This window comes from Gordonia jinghuaiqii (assembly GCF_014041935.1).
Classification (GTDB): domain Bacteria; phylum Actinomycetota; class Actinomycetes; order Mycobacteriales; family Mycobacteriaceae; genus Gordonia; species Gordonia jinghuaiqii.
In genome coordinates, this window is the sequence record NZ_CP059491.1 from 4,293,060 (window position 1) to 4,308,282 (window position 15,223).

At 68.6% G+C, this 15,223-nt stretch carries 12 protein-coding genes; 4 read left to right on the forward strand and 8 right to left on the reverse strand.

The features are described 5' to 3' along the window. The first annotated feature begins 88 nt into the window (after positions 1 to 88). Together H1R19_RS19135 and H1R19_RS19140 are read left to right on the forward strand one after the other, a co-directional pair. On the forward strand, positions 89 to 886 hold the full coding sequence (locus H1R19_RS19135; protein ID WP_244970761.1) for an ATP-binding cassette domain-containing protein: 798 nt from the start codon (positions 89 to 91) through the stop codon (positions 884 to 886). Continuing rightward, complete coding sequence (locus H1R19_RS19140) at positions 883 to 2,847, forward strand: YhgE/Pip domain-containing protein (protein ID WP_219849825.1); 1,965 nt, start codon at positions 883 to 885, stop codon at positions 2,845 to 2,847. Before H1R19_RS19135 ends, H1R19_RS19140 begins: the two co-directional genes overlap by 4 nt. A gap of 65 nt (positions 2,848 to 2,912) precedes the next feature. Here the strand turns inward: H1R19_RS19140 and H1R19_RS19145 are convergent, their stop codons facing one another. After that, complete coding sequence (locus tag H1R19_RS19145; RefSeq protein ID WP_219849826.1) at positions 2,913 to 3,965, reverse strand: Lrp/AsnC family transcriptional regulator; 1,053 nt, start codon at positions 3,963 to 3,965, stop codon at positions 2,913 to 2,915. A gap of 231 nt (positions 3,966 to 4,196) precedes the next feature. On the opposite strand from H1R19_RS19145, the gene H1R19_RS19150 reads away from it, so the two are divergent. Beyond that, positions 4,197 to 5,696, forward strand: a complete 1,500-nt coding sequence (locus H1R19_RS19150; protein ID WP_188331423.1) for an MFS transporter — start codon at positions 4,197 to 4,199, stop codon at positions 5,694 to 5,696. Positions 5,697 to 5,729: 33 nt separating this feature from the next. Here the strand turns inward: H1R19_RS19150 and H1R19_RS19155 are convergent, their stop codons facing one another. The 6 genes from H1R19_RS19155 to H1R19_RS19180 form a co-directional block, all read right to left on the reverse strand. Further along, a complete protein-coding gene (locus tag H1R19_RS19155; RefSeq protein WP_223205590.1) occupies positions 5,730 to 6,632 on the reverse strand; it encodes an LLM class flavin-dependent oxidoreductase in 903 nt (300 codons plus the stop codon). A gap of 113 nt (positions 6,633 to 6,745) precedes the next feature. Next, positions 6,746 to 7,999, reverse strand: a complete 1,254-nt coding sequence (locus tag H1R19_RS19160) for a fatty acid desaturase family protein (protein WP_188331192.1) — start codon at positions 7,997 to 7,999, stop codon at positions 6,746 to 6,748. Positions 8,000 to 8,007: 8 nt separating this feature from the next. Then, positions 8,008 to 9,120, reverse strand: coding sequence for a ferredoxin reductase (locus H1R19_RS19165; protein ID WP_188331193.1), 1,113 nt, complete (start codon positions 9,118 to 9,120; stop codon positions 8,008 to 8,010). Between the two features lie 129 nt (positions 9,121 to 9,249). Continuing rightward, positions 9,250 to 9,729 (reverse strand): DUF456 domain-containing protein, encoded by a 480-nt coding sequence (locus H1R19_RS19170; RefSeq protein WP_219849827.1) that lies wholly within the window; start codon positions 9,727 to 9,729, stop codon positions 9,250 to 9,252. 15 nt (positions 9,730 to 9,744) lie between these two features. Then, a complete protein-coding gene (gene purT / locus H1R19_RS19175) occupies positions 9,745 to 11,400 on the reverse strand; it encodes a formate-dependent phosphoribosylglycinamide formyltransferase (protein WP_219849828.1) in 1,656 nt (551 codons plus the stop codon). An 88-nt stretch (positions 11,401 to 11,488) separates the two neighbouring features. Continuing rightward, positions 11,489 to 11,830, reverse strand: a complete 342-nt coding sequence (locus tag H1R19_RS19180) for a UBP-type zinc finger domain-containing protein (protein ID WP_188331196.1) — start codon at positions 11,828 to 11,830, stop codon at positions 11,489 to 11,491. A 44-nt stretch (positions 11,831 to 11,874) separates the two neighbouring features. Between H1R19_RS19180 and H1R19_RS19185 the strand changes: the two genes are divergently transcribed. Continuing rightward, positions 11,875 to 13,467: a Na+/H+ antiporter gene (locus tag H1R19_RS19185; RefSeq protein WP_219849829.1), complete on the forward strand. Its 1,593-nt coding sequence runs from the start codon at positions 11,875 to 11,877 to the stop codon at positions 13,465 to 13,467. Between the two features lie 42 nt (positions 13,468 to 13,509). Here H1R19_RS19185 and H1R19_RS19190 read toward each other — a convergent pair whose 3' ends face one another. Beyond that, entirely contained in the window at positions 13,510 to 15,135 is a 1,626-nt protein-coding gene (locus H1R19_RS19190; protein ID WP_219849830.1) for an adenylate/guanylate cyclase domain-containing protein, read from the reverse strand. Between the last annotated feature and the right edge of the window lie 88 nt (positions 15,136 to 15,223).

Consider the following 15,223-nt stretch of genomic DNA (forward strand, 5'->3'; position numbering starts at 1 on the left):
GGGGCGTCGAGCCGGCCCGGGAGCATGTCCGACGCCGCTCTCGTCTGCTCCTCGCGTGTGGTCGGAACGTCGGCCGGAGAGGTTCGCCATGGTCGACCACACGACCGTCATCGACGCCGACGCCATCGGCGTCCACGCCGGATGGGGTCACATCTACGGGCCCGAGACATTCCGTGTCCGTGAGGGCGGAGTCACCGTGCTGTCGGGGCGCGCCGGTCGCGGCCGGACGGCGCTGCTGCTGACGCTCGCCGGACGGATGAAACCCACCTCCGGCACACTCACCGCGTTCGGACGCACGGGTCAGGCCAGGCACCTTTTCGCCAGCGCGGCCATCGCGTACATCGACGAGGTCGACCGGGTCGCGCAGACCATCCGGGTCAGCGACGTGGTCAGTGAGGAGATCCGCTGGAAGTCCCGGTGGTACAGGTGGGTCCGACGTTCCGGCCGCGACGATCTCGAACACATCTGCGGCCCGGTCTTCGGCGAGCACCCCCTGCCGCGGATGGATGCCTTCGTCGAAGAACTGCCCGAACTGACCGCGACGCTGCTCCGTATCGCGGTCGCGAACGTCGGGCGGCCGCCTCTGCTCGTCGTCGGCGGCGTGGACCGGCTCACCTCCATCGGTGATTCCGCGGCGGTCCTCGACCGTCTCGTCGTCCTGGGGCACACCCAGACCGTCATCACCGCCGACATCAACGCCGCCACCACCGGACAGAGCGCGCTGCGCGACGTGATCGCGCTCGACCATCTCACCGACACGCGGGTGATCGACACCGGCGCCCCAGACCACCAGCCCCCACACCATGAGCGCCCAGACGACGAGCCCCCAGACCACGAGCCCCCACACCACGAGCCAACCGGCGACAGAAACGGAGAGCCATCGTGATTGCCGCGTTCGCTCCGGGCAGTGACATCAAGAGGTACTTCCGCGGTCGGATGCCGCGGCTCGCGATCACGGTCATCATGCTCATGCCGTTGCTCTACGGCGCGATGTACCTGTGGGCGTTCTGGAATCCGTTCGCCAACGCCGACCGAATCCCGGTGGCCTTGGTGAACGAGGACACCGGGGCCAGTGTCGACGGCCGGCCACTGCAGGCCGGAGAGGAGGTCGCCGCCCGACTGGTCGAGAAAAAACCACTTGACCTGCACGAGGTTTCGGCATCCGAAGCCGCCGAAGGCGTGGCGTCGGGCAAGTACTACTTCTCCATCACGCTACCCGCGGACTTCAGTGAATCGATCGCCTCACCCACCAGCAAATCCCCCCGCTCGGCCGATCTGATCTTCACCTACAACGACGCCAACAACTATCTGGCGACCCTCATCGGCCAGGACGCGGCCCAGCAGATCGTCAACGAGGTCGGCGCAGAGGTGGGTGCGCAGACCTTCGACATCGTCCTCAACGACGTGGGCTCCATCTCCGGGCAGCTGCAGAAGGCGGCCGACGGGGCGAACGAACTGGCGACCGGTCTGGTCACCGCCGACAACGGGGCCCACGAACTGTCCACCAACCTGGTCACCGCCAAGGACGGTGCGGCCCAGCTGGCCGGCGGGATAGACGAGTTGTCCGGCGCGGTCACCCGTGCCACCGACCCGGTGCTCACCGCCCTCGGCAGCGTCAGCAGCGCCGGGCTCAGTCCTGCGGAGATCACCGCGATCGCCGACCGGATCGGAGCCAACGCCGCGGCGGTGACCGCGCGATTGAACACCCTCGCCGCCGACCAGGCCGACGCCGATCAGGCGCTGTCGCAGGTGATCACCGCGCTTCGGGCGAACCCCGACCCGGTGGTCCAGCAACTCGCGACCACACTGGCACCGGCCGAACAGTTCCTCTCCGAACAGGCCCTCGGACCCCAGGCCTCCGGCCAGCTGACCCAGGTACGCTCCGACGTCTCGACGCTGAGCACTGCACTCAACGATCCACAGGGCGGCCTGCGGTCGGCACTGTCCCTGCTGGGCAACGGCGGTCTGGGCGCGGAGATCACCACCCTGCGCAACGCGGTCACCGAACTCGATTCGGGGTCGAACCGATTGAGCTCGGGCCTGGTCGAGCTCAGCGACGGCGCGGCCCAACTCGCCGCCGGCACCACCCGTCTGTCCAGCGGCGCAAACGAACTCGCATCCGGTCTGGAGAACGGGGTCAAGGCGATACCGAGTTGGGACGCCGAGCAGAAGAAGAAGCTCGCCGACACCCTGGCGCGACCCGTCGCACTCGACGAGGACACCGACAACCCGGCGTCGACCTTCGGGACGGGATTCACCCCGTTCTTCTTGTCACTGGCGTTGTTCGTCGGCGGCATCATCACCTGGATGCTGCTGACCCCGCTGCAGTCCCGCGCCATCGTCCGTGGGATACCCGCGCTCCGCGTGGTGCTCGCGTCGTTCTCGCCGGCCTTCTTCATCGGTTTCGTCCAGGCGGCGGTCCTCTACACGGTGATCACCTTCGCCGTGGGACTCGACGCCAAGTATCCGGTGGCGACCTTCGGTTTCCTCTTGCTGGTCGTGGCCGCGTTCATCGCGATCATCCAGATGTTCAACGCGGTGTTCGGCATCGCGGTCGGCCGGGCCGTCACCCTGGCGTTCCTCATGCTCCAGCTGGTCTCCGCGGGCGGAATCTATCCGGTTCCCACCACGCCGGAACCCTTCCAGTACCTCCATCACGTGGATCCGATGACCTACACCGTCAACGGCCTTCGCCAACTGACCGTCGGAGGGATCGACAGCCGCCTGTGGACCGCCATCGCCGTGCTCGCCGGGATCGTCGTGGTCAGCATGCTCCTCTCCTCGTGGGCGGCGCGCCGGGACAGGCAGTACACGATGGACCGGCTCTATCCGCCGGTCGAGCTGTAGCGGACCGGAATCCCCCCGAGCACCGGTCAGCCGCACCGATCGCCTGCTCCGATCCCCGGCGCCGGTCACACGGGTTGGATCAGCCGACCCTGGACCACCAGCGAGGCGTTCTGCTTCAGACGCCGCACGCGGATGCTGACCGAATAGCCCGTGATCCCCTCTGCGGCGGCGACCTCGGTCCGGAGGTAGCGGTAGAAATCCTCGGTGTCGCGGCAGATCACCGCGACCATGAGGTTGTGTTCACCGCTGATCGCCGCGACGAATGCCACCTCGTCGTGTGCGGCGAGTGCGGTTCCGACGCGGTCGAGCGCCGTCGGCGCGACGGTCAGCCACAGCGTCGCACTCAGCCGGAACCCGAGCCGTTCGGGCAGGATCTCGACGTCATAGCGCAGTGCGCCACCGCGTTCGAGTGTGCGGAGGCGCCGCCGTACGCGCCCGACGGTCCAGCCGCAGATACGGGCCAGTTCGCGGTGCGGGAGACGCCCGTCCTGCGTCAGGGCGTCGATCAGCGGGGCATCGTCGTCGGTCAGGCGCGCGATGCCCGACGGTTGCTGGTCGCGAGCGGTGCCGTCGGAATCCGCGTCCTCCTCGACAGCATCCTCGAGGGCGGCATCCTCGACCGGGGCATGCGAGGCGAGGAGAGCCAGGGATTCCGCCGTCAGGCCCCCTCCGAAGCCGGTCCATCGCGATGCAGGCATCCCTACGTCGAAGGCGTGCAGCACGAGGTCGACGCGGACGTCGATCACCGCGGCCCGGGTCGACAGCGCGTTCAGCAGAACGTCGTGCCCCAGGGCCCCCATCGGTGCGCGGATGACGCAGACGATCTCGGCGCCGCCGGACACCACATAGGCGAAGCCGACCTCGCGCCGACGGGCCAGCGACGCGGCGAGCGGCTCCAACCGATCGGGGCGACAGCGCACGCGCGCCACCCATTCGGACTGGCCGCGGACCGCCGGGCGGATGATCCCGACGACCCGCATCACCCCGGATCGTCGTAACGCCTGGTACCGGCGCGCAGCCGTCTGCTCGGAGATCCCGGCGACCTCGCCCAGCTGCCGAAACGACGCCCGCGGGGAAACCTGCAGAGCACGGAGGATCGTGCCGTCTGTGTCGTCCATGATGGAGGAATCCTATGCGGCTGCAGTCTCCGACATTGATATGTTCCGGTTCTCCGAACCCGACTGCACTTTTCTGTCGCACCGACCGGACAATGATTCCCTGCGCCTCCGCCGTGGTCCGACCGGACCCGGCGACGCGTGGAAGTACAGCGAGTTCATCGAAAGCGAGAGCGTGTGACCACGTCCACCACCCTGCAGGCTCCGCCGGAGCGCCGGACAGCGACCATCGTGATGGCCTGCCTGGGCGTCTTCGTCGCCTATCTGCCCATCACCAGCGTCGCGGTGAGCCTGCCCGCGATCGGCGAGGCTTTCGGCGCGTCGACCGCCCAGTTGTCCTGGGTCCAGGACGCGTTCGTGCTGCCCATGGCGGCCTTCATCCTGACCGCCGGGGTCTTCGGTGACGTCCACGGGCGTCGCAAGGTCTATCTGGTCGGCCTGAGCCTGACCGCGATCGGCGGCCTGGTCGCCCTGTGCGCGCAGTCGATCGTGCAGGTCTGGATCGGTCAGGCGATCGCGGGCACGGGCGCGGCGGCACTCCTGCCGACGACCCTGGCGATGATCAGCCATGCCGTGCCCGACTTCCGTGAGCGCGGCAAGTTCATCGGCATCTGGGCGTCGTCGCTGATGCTGTCGCTGACTCTCGGTTCACTCGTCGCGGGTCCGGTCGCCGAGTCCGCGGGCTGGCGGTGGATCTACCTGATGCCGATCCCGGTGGCGCTGGTCGCGCTCGCCGTGTCGATCGCGACCCTGCCCGACTCGCGCGCACCCCACGCCCGGCGGCTCGACTGGCCCGGCCAGATCTCCGCCGCGGTCGCGGTCACCGCGCTGGTCTTCGGCGTCATCGAGGCCGGTGTCGAGGGGCTGGGCGATCCGAAGGTCGTCGTGGCCTTCGTGGTGGCGGTGATCGCAGCGGTGACCTTCGTCGTCGTCGAACGACGCTCCGACAGTCCCATGCTCGACCTCGACCTGTTTCGCAGCCGGGCGTTCACCGTCACGACCCTGATCGCGATGATCTCGTTCCTGGCCCTGATCGGTTTCATCTTCGTCCTGAGCATGTACTTCGGGATGGTCCAGCAGCTGACCACCGTCGAGGCCGGCTGGCGACTCTCCGTGATGAACGGCGCGTCGATGGCCGTGGGTGCGCTCGCGGGCAAGATGATGCACCAGATCCAGGCGCGCTTCATGATCGGCGGCGGCCTCGCGATGGTGGCGGTGGCGCAGTTCGCGCTGCTCGACCTCGACGCCGAGACCTCGTTCGCCTCGATCTCGTGGCGACTGATCATCCTCGGCCTCGGCATGGGACTCGTGATGGCGCCCATGACCGCGACCGCGGTGTCCTCGGTGCCCTATCACCTCGCGGGCATGGCCGCGGCGGGCAACAACACGTTCCGTCAGGTCGGTGGCGCCCTCGGCCCCGCAGTCCTCGGCGCCCTGCTGACCGCGGGTGCGGTCAACGCACTCCCGGACGAGCTCGCCGACGCGGGGATCGACGGCGCGATGCGGGATCGGGTTGTCAGTGCTGTCGACGGTGAGGGTCTGGCCGCGGTGTCCGGCCTCGATCTCGGCGCCGACACACCCACCGTGATGGGTGCCGTCGGGAACGCCTTCCTCCAGGGCATGCATCTGTGCCTGATCTTCTCGGGCGTCCTCACCGCGGCCGCCGCGGTGCTGTGCCTGGTGATGCTGCGCCCGCAGCAATCTCCGCAGGAGACCCCGCCCGCGACGCCGTGAGGGGCGTGTCCCGCTCCCCCGGTGTCGGGTCGCTCAGGCGAACGCCGCCGCCACGTCCGCGGCGCGGCGGAGCTGATCGAGGTCGGAGCCGGTCGGGATGAGCTGCACCTCGTCGGTGCCGATGTCGGCGAAGCGGCGCAGGACCTCGGCGAGGTCGGCCTCGGTACCCGCCCAGCCGGTGGTGGGCGCGATGGCGTCGACGAACTCCGACGGAATCCAGTTCATGTAGTGGTGCAGGTGCCGGGTCACCTGGGCGCGCGGACCGTCCCCGTTCCCGATCGCGAACCAGAACGACGTCGCGAGATGGGGTGCGGCCCGGCCGGCCTCCGCCCACGCCGAACGCGCGACGTCGAACAGCTCGTTCTGCTTGCGTGTATCGAGGTCAAGGGTCACGCCCGCGATGCCGTCGGCCCACCCGACGGCGCTGCGGATGGTCTTGGGTCCAGTGGTGCCGACGTGCAGTTCCGGACCGCCCTTGCGGTGCGGTGCCGGACCGACCGGCAGCACCGAGTCGGTCAGCTTCTCCCCCGACCACACCCGCTTCATCGTGGCGGCACGGTCGGCCAGCTGGCGCATCGTCTGCGTCGACGGGTCCGCGCCGACCGCCCGGTAGTCCTCGTGTCGCCCGCCGACCCCGAGCGCCACGGTGAGGCGCCCTCCCGACAGCATGTCGCCGGTCGCCAGCGACTTGGCGAGGAGAACCGGGTCGTGCAGTTGCGGGACGACGACCGTCATCACCAGCGGCACCCGCCGCGTCCACGCCGCCAGCGCGCCGAGGAAGGTCAGGCATTCCGGGTTGTCGAAGGCGATGCGTTCACCCCAGCACAGGGAGCTGAACGGACCGTCGTCGATGGTGGTGGCCCATGAGTGGAGCGTCTCCGCATCGAGATCCGGCTCCATCACGGGCATCGTCATTCCGATGCGCACGAGCGCCATTCTGGCACGGACGAACCACGCCCGAAGGATCTTCGCAGATGTCGCGGATCGTGGCGCGGAACGCTACGATCCGCGACATCTACGGTGGCGCAACGGATTCTGCCGAACGCCGCTCACGCCCTCCCGACACCGGACGCGCGCACCGGCGAATTCTTCAACTCCCGCAACGCGGTTCGGAGTCCGCGCCGCTTACCGGTGGCCGGGTCGACGCCGAAGTGGTCGCTCATCCCCTCCCGGATCGCGAACCGCAGCTCCGACGCCGTCTCCGGTGCGTCGTCGGCAGTCGCCTTCAGCAGTGAGTTCGGCAGCGCCAGTTTGGCGATCGTGCGGAACGACTGGAAGTACTGCCCGAGCAGCGAACCCGTCGTGTAGGGCAGGTCGTACTTGTCGCACAGCTCGCGCACCCGCACCCCGATCTCCTCGTATCGGCTGCTGGGCAGATCGGGAAACAGGTGGTGCTCGATCTGGTGACTGAGGTTGCCGCTCATGAACCGCATCAGCGGTCCCGCCCGGAAGTTGGCCGACCCCAGCATCTGTCGCAGGTACCAGCGCGGCTGGTCTTCGTTCTCGAACTCCTCGACGGTGAACTTCTCCGCACCGTCGGGGAAGTGCCCGCAGAAGATGACCATGTACGCCCAGTAGTTCCGGACGATGTTCGCGGTGAAGTTCGCGGTGATCGTCGTCTTCCAGTTCGGCCCGGCCAGCGCCGGGAAGATCAGATAGTCCTTGGTGGCCTGCTTGCTCACCTTGGTGCCGATCACACGCAGATCCTTCGCGGCCTGCCGGTAGGTCTTCTCCTTGTTGCGCAGTTTCTCGGTCTCGAGGTGGTGCAGGGCCACCCCGATCTCGAAGAACGTGCCGAGCATGAAGTTGTAGATCGGGTTCCCGATGTTCCACCACTCCCACGGCTGATCGCGTGTGACACGCAGGATTCCGTAGCCCACGTCGTCGTCCATCCCGACGACGTTCGTGTACTTGTGGTGGACGAAATTGTGGGAGTGCTTCCACTGCACGCTGGGGCAGGTGGTGTCCCACTCCCACGACGACGAGTGGACCTCCGGGTCGTTCATCCAGTCCCACTGCCCGTGCATCACGTTGTGCCCGAGTTCCATGTTCTCGATGATCTTGGCCAGCGACAGCATCGCGGTGCCGGCCGCCCAGGCGACCTTCTTGTCGCTGAACATCAGTGCGAGTCGGCCTCCGGCGGCGAGACTCCGCTGAATGGTGATGGCGCGCCGGATGTACCGGGCGTCGGCCGCTCCGCGGGACTCCTCGATGTCGCGGCGGATGGCGTCGAGTTCGGCACCGAGGGTGTCGATGTCGCTCTCGGTGAGGTGGGCGTACTGATCGATGTCGGTGATGGCCATGAAGCCTCCTACAGATCCAGGGTGCATTCACCAGACACGGCGCTGATGCATGTCTGGATTCGTTCTCCTTCGCGTCGCTCCTCGCCGGTGCGGAGGTCACGCACATATCCGCCGGCGAGCGGGACGACACATGTCTGACAGATACCCATCCGGCAACCGAACGGCATCTGGATACCAAGGTTCTCCCCAGCTTCGAGAAGCGTTGTGGCGCCGTCGACCTCGGCCTCCTTGTCGGAGATGAGGAACTTCACGGTGCCACCTTCCCCGCCGTGGTCGGTGCGGGCGATGGCGAATCTCTCCACGTGCAACCGGTCGCGCAGACCACCGTCTGTGTAGTGCGACTCCATCGCGTCGAGCAATGCCACCGGACCGCAGGCCCAGCATTCGCGCTCCCGCCAGTCCGGCACCCACTCGTCGAGCCGCGACACGTCGAACTTGCCCATCTCCCTTGTCAACTGGAGGTTGAGATCGTAACCGTCGGCCTTGTCGGCGAGCTCCTCCATCTCGTCGAGGAAGATCACGTCGTCGCGAGTGGGTGCGGAGTGGATGTGCACGATGTCCGGGGTCTGTCCGTGCGACTTCAGCTGCCGCAGCATCGCCATGACGGGCGTGATGCCGCTGCCCGCGGTCACGAAGAGGATTTTCTCCGGGACCGGCTCGGGCAGATGGAAATCCCCCTTCGGCGACTGCAGGCGGATGATGGTCCCGGGGCTGACCCCGTCGACCAGGTGCGACGACAGGAAGCCGTCCGGGTTGGCCTTCACCGTGATCGCGATGGTCTTGTTCTCGTTGGCCCCGAAAGAGGTCAGCGAGTACGACCGCCAATGCCACTTGCCGCCGATCTGCAGGCCGATGCCCACATACTGCCCGGGTTTGTAGGAGTCCGGGAATCCCCAACCGGTCCGGATGGTGACGGTCGCGGTGTCGTCGGTCTCCGTGGAGACGTCGAGCACTTTGCCGCGGAGCTCACGAGCGCTCCACAACGGGTTGATCAGGTGCAGATAATCGTCCGGGAGCAGCGGGGTGGTGGCCCGCGCCACGAGCCCCCGGAGGATGTTGACCTCCGGTCTGCGGGCCTCGACATCCGCAGCGGGCCGCTTACTCCATCTGAGCAGGTTCACACGCACTCCTCCCCTCGGCTGGAGTTCCCATCGGGCGGTGTTACCGGCGGGTACAGCGTTCGGAGCACGACTGTACACAAAGATCGGTGACAGCGGTCACAACGGATCATACATGCAGGTCAGACGGGTTCACCAGACGAATGCGCCGGTCGTCCAGATTCCGGTGGCGACCAGCGCGAAGAGGAGTTCGACACCGATCGTCTTGGCCGCGGCCTTGAGGGCGGCGAGCGCGCCGCGCCACGCCTGCTCCGGGCTGCGGGTCCGAACCAGCTCCGACGCCAGGGCGCCCACGATGAACCCGAGCAGCAATCCGACGACGGGGACGACGAAGAACCCGATGATGCCGACGAGCCCGCCGACCATGACGGTGCGGTTGGGGATCGCATCCGCACGCAGCGACCGGCCTGCCACCAGGTACTTGATGACCTCGCCGACGGCGATCACCACCATCGCCAGCACGAACACCGACCAGGCCCAGCCCCCGACGATCAGCGCCCAGACGAACAGCGCTCCGACGATGAGCAATGTCCCCGGCAGGATCGGCACGACGATGCCCACCAACCCGACGAATACAACGGCTGCGACCAGCAGCTCACCCCACAGCGGCACCGGCGCGTGGTCCCGCTACTCGCCCGGAGCCGGCGTCGGCCCGGGGCGGGCATCGGCGGCGGCGTCGCCGGTCTTGACGATCGAGGTCATCACCGGGGCCTGCCCGTTGGGCGCGGGCCGCGGAGGCGCGCCGCCCGGCCGGGGCGGCGGACCCGAGGGCGCCATGGGACGAGGGCCGCCGGGTCCGAGGGGACCGCCGGCGGGACGAGCCGCCGGACGCGGGCCCGGAGGCGGGCCGGGACGGCCGGGCGGCGGGCCCGGCGGCACCTTCGCGGCTCCCGGCGGTGGACCCGAGGGTCCGGGAGGCGGCCCGGCGTGGCCGGGAGGGGGACCCGGGCGGCGGGGCGGCGCCGGCGGGGTCGGGGGCAGCGTGGTGGCCTTGCGGACCGCGGCCCGGCCGGGCACCGGTGTGACCAACGACGCTGCGCGCACGGCACGTTCGCGGGCGGCGGGGACATCGTCGGCGGTCGCGGTGACCACCCCCATCCGTCGCCGGTGGAAACTCTCGGGCTTGCCGAACAGCCGGATGTCGGTCTCGGGCACGGCTAGTGCCGCTGCCACGTTCTCGAATCCGATCGCCTTCTGGTCGAGCTGACCGTAGATGACCGCCGAGGCGCCGGGTGACGCGAGCGTCACGTCGACGGGGAGACCGAGGATCGCCCTGGCGTGCATCTCGAACTCCGACAACCGCTGCGTCGCCATCGTGACGAGACCGGTGTCGTGTGGGCGGGGACTCACCTCGGAGAAGTAGACGTCGTCGCCCTTGACGAACAGTTCGACGCCGAAAACGCCGCGGCCCGCGAGCTTTCCGTCGCCCAGCGCGGTGGCGATGCGCGCCGCGATCGACGTGGCCGACGCGTGCGCGTCGGGGCTCATCTCATGCGGTTGCCAGCTCTCCACGTAGTCGCCGTTGATCTGACGGTGCCCGATGGGGGCGCAGAAATGCGAGGCGAGCACCCCGGTCCGCGGGTCGATCGCACGGACGGTCAGAAGCGTTATCTCATAGTCGAATTCGACGAACCCCTCGACGATGACGCGACTGCCCTGCACGCGCCCGCCGGTGTTCGCGGTCTGCCAGGCCCTGGCGAGGTCTTCGGGCCCGCGCAGCACGGTCTGTCCCTTGCCCGACGACGACATCACCGGCTTCACGACGCACGGATATCCGATCTGCCGCGCGGCGACGGCCAGCTCCTCGGCGGTGTCGGCGAACAGGTACGGCGACGTCGGCAACCCGAGTTCTTCGTCGGCGAGGCGTCGAATCCCCTCGCGGTTCATCGTCGCCACCACCGCGCTCGCGGTCGGGATGACCTCGGCGATACCATGTTCGGCGACATCGACGAGGGCCTCGGTGGCGATGGCCTCGATCTCGGGCACCACATACGCCGGCCGGTGCTTGTCGATGACGGCGTGCAGTGCGTCGGCGTCGGTCATGTCGATGACCTCGGCGTGATGGGCGACCTGCTGTCCGGGAGCATCGGCGTACCGGTCGACGGCCACGACCTCGACCCCGAGCCGCTGGAACGCGATCACGACCTCTTTGCCGAGCTCACCCGCGCCGAGCACCATCACCTTGGTCGCCGTCGGGCTCAGGGGCGTGCCGATAACGTCCGGCGGACCGATCGTCGGCGCCGGCTGGTCTGCGCTGATCGCGCTCTCGCTGTTCGACGTCATCCTCAAATCCTACTTGTCGTCAGTACAGGTCCGGCGCCCTCGTCCGAGGAGTGTTCTCCGCCATGGGCCGTGCTGCGGGCGCGGGGGTTCACCCCGTCACCTCGTGCACGTAACACCAGCGCCACGCCTCACCCGGTTCGGCCGAGCGCATCACCGGATGACCCGTCTCGTGGAAGTGCGCGGTCGCGTGCCGCCGCGGACTCGAATCGCAACAGCCGACCCGTCCGCAGGTCAGACACTTCCGCAGATGCGCCCAGTGGGTCTCGCCGATCGCCACGCATTCCTCGCAGCACCGTTCCTGACCCGAGGGTGGCGCCGGATCGAGCGCGGGGTCCGACCCGATCTCACCGAGTTCGGCGCAGCGGCCACCGGCCGAATCGGCACCGGAGTGATCGGGGCTCGGCGGGGACGACCGACGGAAGATCTTCATGCACGTCATTATCTACCGCCCGCCGCAGGATTAAAGTCGCTCGAATGGGCGCATCGCTACTGCTCGTCGCGGTCATCGCGGTGCTGATAGCCGCCCTGTGCCGTCGCTACGGCCTGTCGGCGCCGCTGGTGCTGGTCACCGTCGGCCTCGGCATCGGCTGGATTCCCGACCTGCCCGCACCCACCCTGAACCCCGAACTCGTGCTGTTCCTCATCCTGCCGCCGCTGCTCTACTCGGCCGCACAGGAGAGTTCGTATCAGGCGATCCGCGCGAACTTCCGGGCGATCGGGTTGCTGGCGGTCGGGTTGCCGTTGGTGACCACGGTCGTCGTCGGAGTCGTCGCACATCTCACCGTCCCCGGCCTCCCGCTCGCGGCCGCGTTGGTCCTCGGTGCCGTGGTCGCGCCGCCGGATGCGGTCTCTGCGCAGGCGATCGGTCGGCGGCTGGGGCTGCCGCGCCGGGTCATGACGCTGCTCGGCGGGGAGAGCCTGCTCAACGACGCGACCGCACTCACCGCGTTCCGCATCGCACTGGCGGCGGCGGTCGGTGTCACCACCTCGGTCGGAGAGGGAGTGCTGACCTTCGCGATCGCCGCGCTGGGCGGACTGGTCGTGGGGCTGGCGATCGGCATGGTGGTGTCCTGGGTGCGGATCTGGCTGACCGACCCGCCCATGGAGACCGCCATCGGCATCATGGTCCCGTTCGGCACGTACTACGTCGCCGAGGAGTTGCACGCGTCGGGCGTGATCGCCGTCGTCGTCGCCGGACTTTTCCTCGGGCAGCGTTCGGTACGCCTGGGTTACGCGACCCGCCTGCAGGACGACGCGGTGCGCAAGTCGATCGACGCGCTTCTCGAGGCATTCGTCTTCCTGCTCATCGGCCTGCAGATGCCGGTGCTCATCCGCGGGGTCGCCGGCGAGTCGTGGACGCAGGTCGCCGTCGACGCCGCCGCGGTCCTGACAGCCACCATCGTGGTGCGTTTCCTCTGGATATATCCGGCGACGTATCTGCCGCGGTTGTTGTCGCGACGGATACGCGAGCGTGAACCCACGCCCAAACCGTCGTGGGTGTTCGTGGTCTCGTGGGCAGGCATGCGCGGCGTGGTGTCCCTCGCCGCCGCCTTCGCGATCCCACTGGAGACCGACGCCTCCGAACCGTTCCCCGCACGCGCCGAGATCCTGTTGCTGACCTTCATCGTCGTGGTCGGCACGCTGCTGATCCAGGGCACCACCCTGCCCATGGTGATCCGGTTACTCGGTGTCGCCGGCGACGAACAGGCTCAGGACCGGCTCGCCTACGCCGCCGCGCAGGACCGGGCATCGCGCGAGTCCGAGCGCAGGATCGACGAACTCGCCGCCGGGCTCGCCGACGACGATCCGCGGCGTCTGCAGCTCGGCATGCTGCGCAAGTGGGTCACCACCCAGCGAAATGTGGCCTGGGAAGAACTCGGCCGCGGCCCCGACACGATCGGGGAGAGTCCCACCTCCGCGGGTGCGCGGATCCGCAACGAGATCCTGCAGATCCAGCGCGCGGTGTTCATCTCCGAGCGCGACGCCGGCCGCATCGACGACGAGGTCCTGCGACTTGCGCTGCGTCGCCTCGACTTCGCCGAAGGCCAGGGCGACCGCGAGATGTGAGGCGAGCCGCCTCCGCTCCCTCCAGGTGCCGGCAGCGCCACCTCAGTCCTCGGCGGCGCCGACCTCCCCCGCCCCGATCTCCCCAGCCCCGATCTCCCCCGCCCCGATCTCGGCACTCTCCTCGTCGACGACCGCGGCATACACGGTCGTCTCCGCGGTCCGGCCGCGCAGCGAGGTGGTCTCCTGCCGCTCCCAGCGGGCGGCCTCGACGTCGTCGGCGGCGGCGATGGCGCGCTCTGATGCCAACGGGCGCCGCGGATCACGCTTCGCCAGTTCCGACAGACGGGCGCTCTCGTTGACCGGGTCGCCGATGACGGTGTACTCGAATCGCTCGATGGCACCGACGTTCCCGGCGACCGCCAACCCATGACTGACCCCGATGCCCGCCGAGAGTTCGGGGACGTCGGCGGCGAGGTCGTCGGCGATCCTGCGGGCCGCGGCGAGGGCGCTGCCCGCCGCGTCGTCGAGGTCGATCGGCGCGCCGAAGATCGCGAGCACGGCGTCGCCCTCGAACTTGTTGACCAGGCCGTCGTTCTGCTCGACGGCGCGGACGATCACCGCGAAGAACTTGTTGAGGATCTCCACGACCTCGGTCGGGCGCCGCGTCGCGGCCAGCCTCGTCGAACCGATGACGTCGACGAACAGGGCTGCCACCAGGCGTTCGGAACCGCCCAGTCCGGCATTGGACGCCAGCGCCGCCTCGGCGACCTCGCGGCCGACGTGACGGCCGAACAGGTCACGCAGCCGTTCCCGCTCGTGCAGACCGGCGACCATCGCGTTGAATCCCACCTGGAGGTCACCGAGCTCGGTGCCGTCGTAGACCACGACGCGCGCGTTCTCGAGATCCCCGGCACTGATCCGGTTCATCCCGGCGCGCACGCTGCGGATCGGTCCGGTGATGCTCATGCTCGACAGCAGGGTCAGCAGCAGACCGGTGAACAGGGCGGTGATGGCCAGCACCGTCACACCGATGAACATGTCGAGTTTCGTCGTCTCGTCCCGCGCGAGACCGAAGGCCACCACCAGCAGGATGCCGATGACCGGGATCGCCGAGCCGACCATCCACGAGACCACCGATCGCGCCCGCACACCGGTGCGCTTGCGTCGGCGATGGCCCGCCGAGATGAGTTCGGCCGCAATCGGTCGCAGGGTGAAGTCGATGAACAGATACGAGATCGCCACCACCACAACGCCACTCAGCCCGGCGACGAAGAGCGTCTTGGGGATCAGCTGCGGGTCGACGATCCCGTACAGGATGGTGAGCAGGACCGTGGCGACGCCCCACAGCAGGCCCTGGACCAGTGAGAGCCGCCAGGGCAGGCGCATCGTGCGGCGCGCGTCGCGTTTGGTGGGCAGCTCGTCACGGATGGCCCAGCGCAGGTCGCGGACCCCCACGGCGGTCCCCCAGCCGATCCCGACGACGAACGCGGCGGTGATGTACACCGGCACCACGATGAAGTTGACCCACCACAGTTCAGAGGTGAACACGCTGGGCTGCGGAATCCCGACCGCGGTCAGCGCCACGGCCACGAGGGCCCCGAACAGGTTGGCCGCCACGATCGACGCGGTCAGCAGGGTCTGGATACGAACCCGCTGCTTGATGCCGCTCTCGTCGGCCGACCCGAGGAGGATCGACCCGTAGTCGCGGCTGTCCCGCGTGGCACGCATGGCCATAGCTAATCACGCCGGATCGCGGGATTCGGGACGAGAGGGCCCAACCCCGACGCCGGAGGAGCCCGATCGCCCTAACCTGTGA

Bases quoted from the DNA above. Each gene is read 5' to 3' on its own strand.
- H1R19_RS19135 (WP_244970761.1), top strand. From the start codon at position 89: ATGGTCGACCACACGACCGTCATCGACGCCGACGCCATCGGCGTCCAC.
- H1R19_RS19145 (WP_219849826.1), bottom strand. From the start codon at position 3,965: ATGGACGACACAGACGGCACGATCCTCCGTGCTCTGCAGGTTTCCCCG.
- H1R19_RS19150 (WP_188331423.1), top strand. From the start codon at position 4,197: ATGGCCTGCCTGGGCGTCTTCGTCGCCTATCTGCCCATCACCAGCGTC.
- H1R19_RS19155 (WP_223205590.1), bottom strand. From the start codon at position 6,632: ATGGCGCTCGTGCGCATCGGAATGACGATGCCCGTGATGGAGCCGGAT.
- H1R19_RS19160 (WP_188331192.1), bottom strand. From the start codon at position 7,999: ATGGCCATCACCGACATCGATCAGTACGCCCACCTCACCGAGAGCGAC.
- purT (WP_219849828.1), bottom strand. From the start codon at position 11,400: ATGACGTCGAACAGCGAGAGCGCGATCAGCGCAGACCAGCCGGCGCCG.
- H1R19_RS19180 (WP_188331196.1), bottom strand. From the start codon at position 11,830: ATGAAGATCTTCCGTCGGTCGTCCCCGCCGAGCCCCGATCACTCCGGT.
- H1R19_RS19185 (WP_219849829.1), top strand. From the start codon at position 11,875: ATGGGCGCATCGCTACTGCTCGTCGCGGTCATCGCGGTGCTGATAGCC.
- H1R19_RS19190 (WP_219849830.1), bottom strand. From the start codon at position 15,135: ATGCGTGCCACGCGGGACAGCCGCGACTACGGGTCGATCCTCCTCGGG.